This is a genomic window from Cyclonatronum sp. (genome assembly GCF_022565315.1).
Classification (GTDB): Bacteria; Bacteroidota; Rhodothermia; order Balneolales; family Cyclonatronaceae; genus Cyclonatronum.
In genome coordinates, this window is the sequence record NZ_JAIUMX010000013.1 from 42,496 (window position 1) to 54,530 (window position 12,035).

The following is a 12,035-nucleotide window of genomic DNA, read 5'->3' on the forward strand; positions in this document are numbered from 1 at the left end:
TTATGAAAAACCCAAAAGTCGTAGAACTTGAAGTTAACGTTCGGGAAAGTGGCAGCACACCCAGCAGTAAGCTTCGCAATCAAAATCTGGTACCCGCTGTAGTCTATGGCCCGGGTGTTGAAGAAAATATCAATATCGCGCTGCCTGAGCTGGACGTTGAAAAAATGCTGAGCGTTGTTGATAAGGAGTTTCTTCTCATCAAAGTTAACGGTGGCGAGTATAAGTGTATCATTCAGAAGGTGGAGTTTCATCCTGTAACGGATCGGCCGATTCACGTTGATCTGTATGCTACTTCTGAGGATAAAGAGTTTACCATCACGGTGCCCATCCGTCTTGAAGGTATTTCGCCGGGTGTTACAGAAGGCGGTCGTTTGTATCAGCCGCTTCGTGAACTTCAGATCAGATGTCTGCCTGCAAATATGCCGGCTGAATTTGTGGTTAACATCGGTAAAATGCAGATCGGTAATACCCTTAAAGTACGCCGTATTAAGCCGAAAAACCTCCAGATTCTCACTCCGGGTGAGCGCACTATCGTAGTTATTCGTCCGCCGAAAGGTGCAAGCGGTATCTCAATTACCGAGCTTGACGACGATGAAGAAGGTGCAGAAACAGCTGAAGCTGCTGCTGAAACTGCAGAAGCATAAACATAAACAGCATTCCTGTTTAAGCATTACGGCATACGTTGTTTTACCGGCAAACGCCGCCCTCAGATGAGTGGCGGCGTTTGCTGTTTATACAGCGTATTGCAAATAAATTCAATCTGATCCATGCATTTAATTTTCGGACTTGGAAATATTGGCGCTGAATATGCGAATACCCGGCATAATATTGGTTTTACAATCGTAGAGCACATCGCCCGTGAGATGAACCTCGCTTTTGAGCCCGGCCGGGGGGCGTGGCGGGAAGCCCGCGGCAGTTTTAAAGGCAAGCCGTTTGTGCTCATCAAACCGGAAACCTACATGAACCGGAGCGGCAGTGCCGTTTCGAAGGCGCTTGTAACCTTTAAAACGAGCCTTGATAACTGCCTGATCTGTTACGACGACCTTAACCTGCCGCCGGGGAAAATCCGTTTTCGGGATGCCGGCTCGGCGGGCGGGCACAACGGCATCACCGATATTATTGAGCGGACCGGCACGCGCCGTTTCCCGCGGCTGCGGTTTGGTATCGGTAACGATTTCCCAAGGGGGCGTCAGGTCGATTATGTGCTTGGGCCGTTCGACGATACTGAGCGGCAGCTGATAGAGGAATCGGTGGCGCTTTCTGCTGAAGGTGTGCTGTGCTTCATCCGGCAGGGAATCGTGCAGACCATGAATCAGTTTAATTCGAAATAATGCCCGGGGCGGCTTATGGCTCCGAACCGCATCACCCTAAAATGACAGCAGCATGAATAAAGATATTTTCAAACTTATTTTCGAGCACGATCTCCGGCTGGAGCAGCTTTCAGGAAACGCAGACCCCAGAGGGGAGCTCAAACGGCCTTCAACACTGGAAGAATTTATGAAGCCGGTGCCGGTGTACTCCAAGTTTTATTTTACTGGTACGCGGTTTGGGGCAACCGGAGACCCTCAGTTTGGGTTTTCAGCACTTGACCGTTTTGACAGCCTCTTTGCCGGCTTTATGCAAGCGCTGAAGCCCGTCCGGATTTTTTCCGGCGTGGAGCAGCTTCGTACTCCGGCGGAAATACAGCAGTGGGCACCCACTGCCGCCGGCCAAGCTTTTGTTTTGTGCGGCTCAGATGAGGTGGCCGGGCGGGCGAAGACAGCGGCCGGAAATGCAGAAGGGGATGGCCTTTTTGCGGCTGATCTATCCGTTCGTGAAAAAATCGATTGCCTGAAACCAGTGCTTGATGCCGGGGCACAGGTGGTCTTTACCGAGCAGGCGCACAACGGATTTGACCTGCACCTGTTTTCGAAGGCCAATATTTACGAATCGTTTTTTGACGTTTATCAGCCCATGACCGGTACCGATACCTTTCGATTTTTCAGCATCAACGGGAAAAGGGCGAAAAGCGAGCGGCTGTTTTATTTTGAAACCTGGACCCTCGAGCGTCCGCCCCACGGTTTTGAGGAAGTTTTCCCCGAAACACGGCTGAGATAAGCGCCGGAACGGCAAATGTTGCAGGCCGTGCGGCATCGTTTCTGAGCCTCATCATCACATAAAAAAAGCCGGAGGAGCATGCAGCTTCTCCGGCTTTTTGTTTTCAGCAATAATGGTAAGGAAGCGGGGGTCCGGTCAGATTTCGATGCTCAGCTGATCGTAGGCAAGCTGCACGTGGGCCGGGAGCTTTGCGGAGACCTCTTTGTGGATGACGTAGGAGGAAATGTGGACCAGGTAAGTTTGGGGAATTTCGAGCTCTTCGGCGATTTTTACGGCTTCGGGTATGGTGATGTGGGTGGGATGGTCAGGATCCCAGCGGAGGCCGTTGAGCACGAGCACTTTGGAGCCTCTGATGCGCTCACGCGTTTCTTTAGGGATGATTTTGGCATCCGTAACATAAGAAAGATCGTTGATGCGGAAACCGAGCACGTCCATTACGGTGTGATCGACCGGAAGCGGTGTGATGGTGCAGTCGCCTATGGTAACGGCATGGTTGAGTACGTGCAGGTCGAGATCTACAGAGCCCGGGGTTTTGTGTGGCGGAAACATATAATGGAAGCGCGTACGCAGGGCCCTGATGCAGCTTTGTGTTGTGTAGGCCGGCAGCGGTTTGCGGCGCATGTAGTGGAAAGGGCGAAGATCATCAAGGCCGGCAATGTGATCGGTATGCTCGTGGGTGAGCAGTAGCAGGTCAACACTTCGGATGCCCGCCCTCAGGGTTTGCAGCCTGAATTCGGGGCCGGTATCAATGATAATAGACAGCTCGTCGGTTTGGACCCATGCGGATGTTCTGTAGCGGTCATCTCTGGAATCTCCGGTCGGAACTTCCCGGCCAAAGCCGCCGGCAACGGGCACGCCCATAGAAGTGCCGGTTCCGAGAAAAGTAAGTTTCATGCAAAATCAGTATTTAGGGGGTCGGGCCGGTCTTCAGACCGGCGCTCAGACAGATGCCTTGCAGCCCTGATGCGCTCATTCAGATGCTTGCGGGTTGCAGGTTTAATATACAGGCTGTCGAGTTCAATCTCATGGCTGTTTTCCAGCAAAAAGCGGGCGATAACGCCAACGAGATAATCAGGAGGCTGATTTTTGTTCAGCATAATTATTTTTTCGCCTTCAAGCAGACAAAACCCGCCGCGAAAACTTCCCCGTTCTTTGCGAACGACGTAGCCGAGCTGTTCCAGAATGTCTTCAAGATCGAGAAGCAGTTTTTCAGATCTCATCACAAAAAACAGTTTGCGGAGTTTCGGTTAAAAAGTGACGGCAAACCGCAGCCGGTGTGAGGACCAGTCGTACCGGAATTCCGGGTCGGTATTGCTGTAACGGATAAAGGAAGCTGTGTAGCCCAGTTGTGCGCCGAAACGGCCTGCCAGCTGATTGAAATTCAGGAAAAGATCCTGCGTGAGTTTGTAGGAAGTGCCGCCGTTGGCTCCGTAAGAGCCTACCGTGAAACCGATATTGGGCTGCGATACGGCATGCAGCTGCGTTCGCTGGGTCAGCTGAAAAAGGAAATCGAGGCCGGCTGCAATATAAATTGAGTTCTGAGCAAACTCCTGACTGGTATTGGCCGTTTGCCGTGTTCTTACGAGCGTGTAATCGGTGCTCAAACCAAACGGGATAGCGATACGGTAGCTGTTACCGGAACGAATGGTAGCGGGAGCCAGAACGCCAAGACCCACAAAAGTTGCGCGGATATCTTCACCATCACTCAGTGAGGTGCGGTCGGCCAGGTGAAACACGAGGCCCGGTGTTCTGATGAAAACCCCGTAGAGCATGCCGTCAAAGCTGTAGTCGGGCATACCGGATTCATCTGAAATGCGCCCAAACAGAGAAAAATCAGCGAATTCAACAAAAGCTCCCGCACTGCTTGGGGTGATGAGCCGCTGCTGCTGTGGTTGTGTGGTGCCGGATACGGAAAACATCTGGGCCTGTAGCGGCGCAGTTATGCCGGCTATTAGACCTGCAGCAAGAAAAAGGCCTGCGATAAGTTTCATTATTAACAAAATTAAGGATATGGATCGATTCCTCTTGGAACGTTATGGGGCCGGTGATAATTTCAGGCATAAGCTGTTAACCAAACCCTGAAAAAAATGATTTTACTGATTTTCTTATTTATGACGACCTTCTCTGAACCTGCGGATGAGAACACATCAAATGAGCGCCAAAGTACAGTTTACGACTTTTCCATGCTTTCTCTGAACGGGGAAGAAACGGATCTGGAACAGTTTAAGGGCTCTGTGGTACTCTTCGTAAATACGGCTTCAAAATGCGGGTTTACTTCCCAATATAGGGAACTTCAGGAGTTGTACGAAACCTATGCCGGCCGGGGATTCACGATACTTGGTTTCCCCTCAGCTGATTTTGGTGGCCAGGAATTTGATGCGGATGATGAAATTGCTGAGTTCTGTGAGCGTAATTTTGGCGTCACTTTTCCCATGTTCAGCCGCATTTCTGTGAGGGGGGAAGAGCAGCACCCTTTGTTTGCTTTGTTAACGAACACACCTAACCCCGACATTGAGGGTGACATACGCTGGAATTTCGAAAAATTTCTTATTGATCAGCAGGGAAATCTTATTCGCCGTTTCGGCTCACGTACTACGCCTATGAGTCCTGAAATGACGGGCAGTATTGAGGCTTTACTGCAGGAGTAATTTCGTCCTCATTTTTTTCGTCAGTAATCAAAAAAAAGACCTCTCTGTCAATTTGTACAGAGAGGTCTTTTTTTATAATTCTGATTTACGATAAACCCGCTGAAAGCAGATTCCGGTTTGTTTATTCGGTGGAAGGGGTAGGAAAATCGGCAGCATTACTCTGAATTATAGTTGAATTCCTGCTGAATCTGAATATTCAAAACGATTCATGTGAGTTACAGTCAAATTCAGAAAAGCTTTTTTATGAGCAAAGCTTCCCGGTGAGCGGCAGCTCAGTTCAGCAGGTGTGAGCGGAGATGAAACTCCGGAATGTTCACCTTAACACGTTCGCCGTTGTCGCGCTGCATCAGATAGTAGCCCTTCATGTTGCCTGCCATTGATTTTAGCACGCAGTAGCTGTTGTAGCTATGCGATTTTCCGGGCCCGATTACAGGCTGCCTCCCGATAACTCCCTCTCCCTCAATCTCATAAACATCGCCGGTCGAATCAGCAATGTGCCAGTAGCGGTTCAGGAGTTTTACGGGCTCCTGACCCAGGTTTTCAATAGTAATGAAATAGGCATAGACATATTTGCCTGTAATCACATCGGATTCATTCTCAAGAAATACAGGTTTCACAATTACTTTTATGTCGAAGGAGATTTCAGTGTAAGTCATAGCAGCAGATGTGGAATGAATAAACGAAGGGGTTGTTGACAGACTAACGAAAAATTTACGCAAAGTAAACGACAGACGGGAATCAGCTTGCTTCTTCTGTTTTTGTGAACACGTAGATAACAGAACTGCTTCGGTTAACATTCGATGCACCGTATATATTTGAGAGCAACCCGATGAGTCCGGCCCTGAAAAAGCCGGCAAAGCCGCTCTTTCGGTACTGCTCGCTGAGCAGGCTCACATAAAAAGCATCGAAGGGCATGCCCTGTTTTTCTTCGAGGCGGAAACCGCAGCCGGCGGCAAGCTTCGTGATTCCTTTCGGGCTGTAGTGGAACAGATGGCGCGGCGTATCAAGACCAGCCCAGCTGCTGCCGTAAAATTCGGCATCGTAGCTTGTGTAGTTCGGAAGGGCGATGACGAGCTTTCCGTGATGCACCAGCCGTAGGTTCATTTCCCGCAGGGTTTCGGCCGGGTCAGGTACGTGCTCGAGGGCGTGCCATGCGGTGACGAGGCTGAAGCGCTCTGTTGCCGGGAGGGCTCCGAAGCTTTCGCTAACCGCGAGGCCGTGCCGCTCCCGTGCCTGCTGCGCGGCTGACTCCCCGGGCTCAATTCCGGCTACCGACCAGCCGGGGCGGGCCTTTGCCAGAAAGCCGGCAAAGTCGCCGGTACCGCAGCCGAAATCGAGCACGCGCGCCTTACGGAGGGGTACGTAGCTCGCAATCAGCCGGAGCTTGCGCCGGTTCATGAAGGTGCGCACGCGCCGGTACACAGCCGCAAAGAGCCCTTTCTGCTCGCTGTTGTGGGAGAGGTAGGCGGGCATATCATAGTAACGGGGCATGACTTCAGGTGGCGGTGCCGGCCAGGTGAAGCAAAAGTGATTTCCGGCCGATTCCCACACCTCGAAGGCTTCCCCGCTGCAGCCGAAATCGCGGGTGCGGCACAGCAGCCGGAGCCCGTAAGAGCCGCTCAGCGGACATTGCGGCGGTGCCGGTGTGTCTGTCAGCTGTGGTTGCGTATGCGTACGCGTATGCGCTGAGTGCGGGGATGATCCTGACGCTGCTGCATCCAATTCAGGTGTTGCGGGCATTTTGAGCTGATTCAGAGGTTTGAATTTAAAACCGGTTTCGGAGAAGCTCTTGCTTTAGGGTTTCAGGGAAGGGGCTATGCGGGAGAGGAACGCCCAAAACAGAAAACAAAAAGCTGGGGACAGGCCGCTGGTTTGGGATTTCCCGCAAGCACGAAAGACCGTGATGTGCACGGCGTTTCCCCTAAAAATAAGGCGGTACGGTCATAATCGGGCAGCCGGGTTCAGGGCAACTGTTTATGCCTGCTTTGGTCGAAGCGGGGCGGGGCTTCGGGCAGACTTACAGGGGCTTGTCGGGGTCGCCGGTTTCCTGCATGAAGCTTGGGGTGAGGCTCGCGCGCCCGTCTTCGTGCTCGAGTACTACGGCCGGCTCAAGCGGGCGAACCACCACATTATCGCCAATGCTGAAGGGCATGCGGTTATCGGTATGCACGATGCACTCGCACTGCGGCATGCGCACGTGGTAGGTGATGTCGTGCCCCTTGAACTCGCGGCTGCAGATCAGGCCGCAGCTGTTGCTGCTGTTGGCGGGTGTGGCGCGCTCAATGGTGAGGTGCTCGGGCCGTACGGAGAGCATTACATCGCCCCGGGCGGGTTTATCGAGCATGAGGGTGCCGATTTCGGAACGGGCTTCCAGCCCGGATGCCTGTGCTGCAAACAGGTTGGTGCGGCCCAGGAAGGTGGCCACGAAAGAAGTGCGGGGCCGGTAATAGACATCTTCGGGGGTGCCGATCTGAACGAGTTTGCCCTTGTTCATCACCCCGATGCGGTCGGCTACCGAGAGGGCTTCCTCCTGATCGTGCGTAACCAGCACTGCGCTCATGCGCGCTTCTTTGAGGATGCGCCGCACTTCGTTGCGGGTTGACTGCCGCAGTACGGCATCGAGGTTTGAGAAGGGCTCATCCATGAGCAGCATGGAGGGCTTCGGAGCGAGGGCGCGGGCCAGGGCAACGCGCTGCTGCTGTCCGCCGGAAAGCTCGTGCGGCTTGCGTTTGCAGAAGGCCTTCATGCCGATGAGCTCCAGGATGTCGTTTGCCCGGTATTCACGCTCGCTTTTGGAAAGCCCTGTGAGGCCGAACTTTACATTTTCCAGCACATTGAGGTGCGGGAACAGGGCATAATCCTGAAATACGAAGCCTACACCCCGCTTTTCGGGGGGCACGTGCGTATAGGGGCACTCCAGCGTTTTGCCGTTCAGCTGTATGGAACCTTCGTCGGTTCGCTCGAAGCCGGCAATCATGCGCAGGGTGGTCGTTTTGCCGCAGCCGCTTGGGCCGAGGATGGCGAAAATTTCTTCAGGGGCTACCGTAAACGAAACTTTATCCACCACAGGGGGATCCTGAGGCGAAAATCGTTTCGTGAGATTGGTAGCTCTCAACAGACAGTTCATGCTTTTTTCCATTCGCGGGCGAATAACAGATAAACAAATAATACCGAGAAAAACAGGATGCTAAGTGCAAAAGGAGCGGCTTCGGCAAACATGGCCTCCGCTGAATACCCCCAAACGCTCACAGCCAGCGTTTCGAAGCCGATGGGTGACAATATAAAGGTAATTGGCAATTCCTTCATGGCTGAGAGGAAAACAAAGGCGGAGCCGGCTACAATTCCGCTTTTCAGCAGGGGGAAGGTTGTGAGCCAGAAGGCCCGGAAGCGGCTTACGCCCAGTGAGCGGGCAGCTTCCTCAATGCGCGGCGGTGCCTGATACAGGGCGCTGCGGATCGGCCCCATCGATTCTGCAAGGAAGTGCAGCGCGTAGGCAAACACCAGCAGTGCCAGGCTTTGGTAGAGGAAAGGTACCGCGCTCAGGCTGAAAAAGATGAAGGCCAGCGCCAGCGCCAGCGGTGGGGTTGCATAGCCGAGGTAGGCAAACCGCTGCAGGTAGTTGGACATGCGGGAGGGGTAGCGGATCGAAATGTAGGCCAGCGGCACCGCAAAGAAAACGGCCAGCAGCGCGGCCGGTGCCGAAGCTGTGATGGAGTTCCGGATGGCATCGCCGAAGGAGTTCCAGATGAAGGGATCGACCCCCTGCGCCATCCAGAATAGAATGGTTACAACCGGTATCACTACGGCGGCCGTGAGCACGGCCAGCACGTAGGTCCAGGCCAGCCCGATGCCCCAGCTGCTGAGCTCAGTGATTTTGGTGCGGCGCGCGGAACCGACGCCGATACGGTAAAAAGACAGCCCTTTGAGCAGCTTGTACTCGGCCACCAGAATTGTGCTTGTGAGGGCCAGCAGCATGAGCGCGATCCAGGCGGCATAAACGCGGTCGAAGGCGCTCTCATATTGCAGGAAAAGCGCGTAGCTGAAGGTTTCGAAGCGCATCAGCGAAACGGCCCCGAAATCGCCGATTACGTAGAGCGAGATGATGAGCATACCGGCCAGATAGGAAGGCTTCAGCTGCGGGATGATCACCCGGAACAGAATCTGCCTGCTGCTGTAGCCCAGTGAGCGGGCGGCTTCCTCAACGGAGGGGTCGAGGCCGAGGAAACCGGTGCGCAGGTTCAGGAACAGGTAAGGGAAGGTGTACAGGCTTATGGCCAGCAGCGCGCCCCAGAAGCCGGAGGGCCGGTCGATGACGATGCCGAACAGCTGCGCCAGCGTGCCGTTTGTGCCGCCTACGCCCAGCAGCGAATAGGCCAGCACATAGCCGGGAATGGCAAGGGGCATAACCCCGAGCAGGGTCATGAGTTTAACGCCGGGCACGTTGGTGCGTGTAGTGAGCCAGGCAAAGGGAAAGGCCAGCAGTGTGGTAACCAGCACTACGCTACCGGTGAGCATCAGGGTGTTTTTGAGCAGGATGAGGTTGCGCTGCCGCAGCACCAGCTCCGAAGTTTGGGACCAGTCGCCGTCGAAGGCGCGAATTACCAGATACACCAGGGGCATCAGCACCGATATGCCCACAAAAACAGCCGGAAGTAAAAAATACCAGGGCGGTAAACCGGAAAGGGTGCGTTTTGAAATCAAACTCAGAGCAGCCCGGTTTGGCGAAGCAGCCGAAGCGTGCCGTCGAGGTCCTCAAGCAGGTCGAGGTCAATTTCCGGGGCCAGTTCGAGAACGTCTTCAATCAGGCGGTAGCCGGGTGCAAGCCCTGTAGTGACCGGGTACTCAAAAGTGGAATCCCGGAAAAACTGCTGGGCTTCTTCCTGTATCATAAAATGGATAAAGCGGGTTGCCTGTTCAACCCTGCGTGACGGTGCTACGATGCCCATTCCGGCAATGTTGATCAGGTTACCGGAATCACCGGCGTCAAAAAACGCAAACCGGATCGGGTAGTTAGTGTTTGAACCCAGCGCGCGGTCGATGTAGTAGTGGTTGGTGAGGCCTACGAGAACTTCACCTGCTTCTATGGCCTGAAGGATGGAGTTGTTGTTATTGTAGGCGATGGCGCCGTTGCGGCGCATATCTTCGAGCCATTGGCGCGTTTTTTCTTCCCCGTCGAGGGCGCGCATGGCCGTTACAAACGACTGAAAAGAGGCATTAGCCGGCGCCCAGCCTACTTTGCCGCGCCATTCGGGTTTGGTGAGATCGTACACAGAGGCCGGCAGCTCTTCGGCTGAAATCTGTTTGGTGTTGTATGCCAGCACCCGGGCTCGTGCGCTTGTTGAAATCCAGCTGCCTGCACTGTTGCGAAACTGAGGCGGCAGGGCCTGCGTGAGGCTGTCGGGCAGGGCAAGCAGCATATCCCCGTTGTGAAGCGCGCCCAATGCTCCGGCATCCTGCGACCAGAAAACATCTGCCGGACTTCTGCGGCCTTCTTCCAGAATGGCTACGGCCAGCTGCGTGGTGCCCCCGTAGCGCACGCGAACCGTTATGCCGGTCTCGGCCTGAAAGCGGTCAACCAAGGGTTCAACCAGCGCACGGTTGCGTCCGGAATACACTGTTATCTGAGCCAGGGCTGTTTCTGCCACAAAAAGCAGGCAGCACAGAACGGCGAGAGATACAATTCTTTTTTGCAGGATCAGCAGGATAGAGCTCATAAAAATAATAGCGTATGCAAAGATTAATTCTAAATAAGGTATCTAAAATACAATTATTCAGACTGAATTAAAATAGCACCTGCATGTTGTATTTTTATGAAGAAGCCTGCTTCAGCAAAAAAATGCAGCTCTTCTGAAGAAGTTTTGGGAGATGTTGTTTCAGCTTTATTTCTAAAAGCTGAGCAGCTCAGCCTTCTGTTCCCCAGGCCGTTAAGACCAGGTATCTTGAACCGCCCTCATTGCGGTGCTCACACAGGTAGATGCCTTGCCAAACGCCCATATTCAGCCGGCCGCTGCTGATCGGGATGAGCACTGATGCCCCCATTAAGGAACTTTTGATGTGTGAGGTCATGTCGTCTTCGCCTTCGAGGGTGTGCTTGTACAGCCGGGTATCTTCGGGTACGGTGCGGTTGAAAAAAGTCTCAAAATCCTGACGGACCGTAGGATCCGCATTTTCATTAATGGTGAGCGATGCGCTCGTGTGTTTGATGAAAACCTGAAGCATGCCTTTTTTGATGCGTCTGATATCGCCGATACCGCGCAGTATTTCGTCTGTTATGATGTGAAAGCCTCTGGGATGAGGCCGAAGCTCAATTTCTTTCTGAATGAAAACCATATCCCTGTCCCTTGTTTATGTTTAAGTTATGAGAAGCCTACAGCAGAATCTGCCGCTGCGTTCCGGCTTTTGGGTAAGTCCTTCAGCGTATTCAAATTTTAGCGTTTGAAATCAGCCCTGCGTAACTTAGCGCAATATAAAGTGTAAAAAAGAATTCTTTATAAGGCGTCGGCTGTATTGGTCTTTTTTTGAATCTTCCGGATGAAAAATCCAGGCTGATCAGCCCGATGTACCAAACATGGAATAGTTTTCTGCAGCAGTTTAAATAATCGACTCCATCCATTTATTCAAAAATATGAAAATCATTTACGCAGTTCTGTTTTCAGCCCTTTTTGCAGGGCTTTTTCTATTTGGCACCGTTGCGGAATCAAACGCGCAGGAAGCTGAGTTTGCCGTTAATTTCCAGGTGGGTGTACCGCAGGGGGCTTTTGGCGATAAGCTCGACCGCACCGGTTTTGGAATTCACGGTATGGCCGGTTACCGCCTGCCGTATTCGCCTCTGATGCTCGGAATCGATGCCGGCTTTCTTACCTTCGGCACCGACCGCCGCCGGGTGCCTATCAGCCCCACGATTCCTGACGTTACCGTCTCGGTAGAGAACAGCTACAATATGGCCAACGTAAACTTTTTCGCCCGTATTACCGGCCGCGACTACCGCTTTCGCCCCTATGTTGATGCGCTCATCGGCTTTAATTACCTCTACACCGACTCCACCATACGGGACCGCCGTACACAGGAAGAGGTTGTAAGCGACACCAATTTCGACGACTTCGCCTTTGCCTATGGCGCCGGTGCGGGGGTTCGGGCCCTTATCTGGGACGGCGGCGAAGCACAGCAGGGGCGCGTTTACTTCAACTTTGGTGCGCGCTACATGTTTGGCGGCAATGCCGAGTATGTAAGGCCCGGATCTATCGATACCAGCGGCGGAGACTTCACCTTCGACGTGCTCGAATCCCGCAC

Annotated in this window: 14 protein-coding genes; 5 read left to right on the forward strand and 9 right to left on the reverse strand. The window is 53.3% G+C overall.

The features are described from left to right. The first annotated feature begins 2 nt into the window (after positions 1-2). From LAT75_RS04220 to LAT75_RS04230, 3 genes are all read left to right on the forward strand, one after another. Entirely contained in the window at positions 3-644 is a 642-nt protein-coding gene (locus LAT75_RS04220; RefSeq protein ID WP_291481377.1) for a 50S ribosomal protein L25, read from the forward strand. 123 nt (positions 645-767) lie between these two features. After that, positions 768-1,331: an aminoacyl-tRNA hydrolase gene (pth, locus tag LAT75_RS04225; RefSeq protein ID WP_291481378.1), complete on the forward strand. Its 564-nt coding sequence runs from the start codon at positions 768-770 to the stop codon at positions 1,329-1,331. Between the two features lie 52 nt (positions 1,332-1,383). Further along, positions 1,384-2,097: a hypothetical protein gene (locus tag LAT75_RS04230; RefSeq protein WP_291481379.1), complete on the forward strand. Its 714-nt coding sequence runs from the start codon at positions 1,384-1,386 to the stop codon at positions 2,095-2,097. Between the two features lie 135 nt (positions 2,098-2,232). Here the strand turns inward: LAT75_RS04230 and LAT75_RS04235 are convergent, their stop codons facing one another. The 3 genes from LAT75_RS04235 to LAT75_RS04245 are packed head-to-tail and all read right to left on the reverse strand — an operon-like array spanning position 2,233 to position 4,016. Continuing rightward, a complete protein-coding gene (locus tag LAT75_RS04235; protein ID WP_291481380.1) occupies positions 2,233-2,991 on the reverse strand; it encodes an MBL fold metallo-hydrolase in 759 nt (252 codons plus the stop codon). Further along, positions 2,988-3,317, reverse strand: a complete 330-nt coding sequence (locus LAT75_RS04240; RefSeq protein WP_291481381.1) for a hypothetical protein — start codon at positions 3,315-3,317, stop codon at positions 2,988-2,990. The genes LAT75_RS04235 and LAT75_RS04240 overlap by 4 nt, the downstream gene beginning before the upstream one ends. Before the next feature lie 27 nt (positions 3,318-3,344). Further along, positions 3,345-4,016, reverse strand: a complete 672-nt coding sequence (locus LAT75_RS04245; RefSeq protein WP_291481382.1) for a hypothetical protein — start codon at positions 4,014-4,016, stop codon at positions 3,345-3,347. Positions 4,017-4,184: 168 nt separating this feature from the next. Here LAT75_RS04245 and LAT75_RS04250 point away from each other — a divergent pair, with 168 nt between their 5' ends. After that, positions 4,185-4,745, forward strand: a complete 561-nt coding sequence (locus LAT75_RS04250) for a glutathione peroxidase (RefSeq protein WP_291481383.1) — start codon at positions 4,185-4,187, stop codon at positions 4,743-4,745. 272 nt (positions 4,746-5,017) lie between these two features. Here the strand turns inward: LAT75_RS04250 and apaG are convergent, their stop codons facing one another. The 6 genes from apaG to LAT75_RS04280 all read right to left on the reverse strand — a co-directional run bounded on the left by apaG (position 5,018) and on the right by LAT75_RS04280 (position 11,075). After that, the gene (apaG, locus tag LAT75_RS04255; RefSeq protein ID WP_291481384.1) at positions 5,018-5,401 is read right to left on the reverse strand and encodes a Co2+/Mg2+ efflux protein ApaG; all 384 of its coding nucleotides are present in this window, start codon (positions 5,399-5,401) and stop codon (positions 5,018-5,020) included. Positions 5,402-5,483: 82 nt separating this feature from the next. Next, on the reverse strand, positions 5,484-6,485 hold the full coding sequence (locus LAT75_RS04260) for a class I SAM-dependent methyltransferase (RefSeq protein WP_291481385.1): 1,002 nt from the start codon (positions 6,483-6,485) through the stop codon (positions 5,484-5,486). Between the two features lie 277 nt (positions 6,486-6,762). Further along, entirely contained in the window at positions 6,763-7,809 is a 1,047-nt protein-coding gene (locus tag LAT75_RS04265) for an ABC transporter ATP-binding protein (protein ID WP_291481386.1), read from the reverse strand. 59 nt (positions 7,810-7,868) lie between these two features. Continuing rightward, positions 7,869-9,446: an iron ABC transporter permease gene (locus LAT75_RS04270; protein ID WP_291481387.1), complete on the reverse strand. Its 1,578-nt coding sequence runs from the start codon at positions 9,444-9,446 to the stop codon at positions 7,869-7,871. 2 nt (positions 9,447-9,448) lie between these two features. Further along, on the reverse strand, positions 9,449-10,459 hold the full coding sequence (locus LAT75_RS04275; protein ID WP_291481388.1) for an iron ABC transporter substrate-binding protein: 1,011 nt from the start codon (positions 10,457-10,459) through the stop codon (positions 9,449-9,451). A gap of 187 nt (positions 10,460-10,646) precedes the next feature. Beyond that, complete coding sequence (locus tag LAT75_RS04280; protein ID WP_291481389.1) at positions 10,647-11,075, reverse strand: secondary thiamine-phosphate synthase enzyme YjbQ; 429 nt, start codon at positions 11,073-11,075, stop codon at positions 10,647-10,649. 295 nt (positions 11,076-11,370) lie between these two features. Between LAT75_RS04280 and LAT75_RS04285 the strand changes: the two genes are divergently transcribed. Then, positions 11,371-12,035: outer membrane beta-barrel protein (locus LAT75_RS04285; RefSeq protein ID WP_291481390.1), on the forward strand; the 665-nt coding region annotated here is incomplete at its 3' end.

What these genes read in the sequence shown, in the direction of transcription:
- LAT75_RS04250 (WP_291481383.1), top strand. Translation starts at nt 4,185, where the DNA reads ATGATTTTACTGATTTTCTTATTTATGACGACCTTCTCTGAACCTGCG.
- LAT75_RS04280 (WP_291481389.1), bottom strand. Translation starts at nt 11,075, where the DNA reads ATGGTTTTCATTCAGAAAGAAATTGAGCTTCGGCCTCATCCCAGAGGC.
- LAT75_RS04230 (WP_291481379.1), top strand. Translation starts at nt 1,384, where the DNA reads ATGAATAAAGATATTTTCAAACTTATTTTCGAGCACGATCTCCGGCTG.
- LAT75_RS04260 (WP_291481385.1), bottom strand. Translation starts at nt 6,485, where the DNA reads ATGCCCGCAACACCTGAATTGGATGCAGCAGCGTCAGGATCATCCCCG.
- LAT75_RS04245 (WP_291481382.1), bottom strand. Translation starts at nt 4,016, where the DNA reads ATGTTTTCCGTATCCGGCACCACACAACCACAGCAGCAGCGGCTCATC.
- LAT75_RS04235 (WP_291481380.1), bottom strand. Translation starts at nt 2,991, where the DNA reads ATGAAACTTACTTTTCTCGGAACCGGCACTTCTATGGGCGTGCCCGTT.
- LAT75_RS04240 (WP_291481381.1), bottom strand. Translation starts at nt 3,317, where the DNA reads ATGAGATCTGAAAAACTGCTTCTCGATCTTGAAGACATTCTGGAACAG.
- pth (WP_291481378.1), top strand. Translation starts at nt 768, where the DNA reads ATGCATTTAATTTTCGGACTTGGAAATATTGGCGCTGAATATGCGAAT.
- LAT75_RS04220 (WP_291481377.1), top strand. Translation starts at nt 3, where the DNA reads ATGAAAAACCCAAAAGTCGTAGAACTTGAAGTTAACGTTCGGGAAAGT.
- LAT75_RS04275 (WP_291481388.1), bottom strand. Translation starts at nt 10,459, where the DNA reads ATGAGCTCTATCCTGCTGATCCTGCAAAAAAGAATTGTATCTCTCGCC.
- apaG (WP_291481384.1), bottom strand. Translation starts at nt 5,401, where the DNA reads ATGACTTACACTGAAATCTCCTTCGACATAAAAGTAATTGTGAAACCT.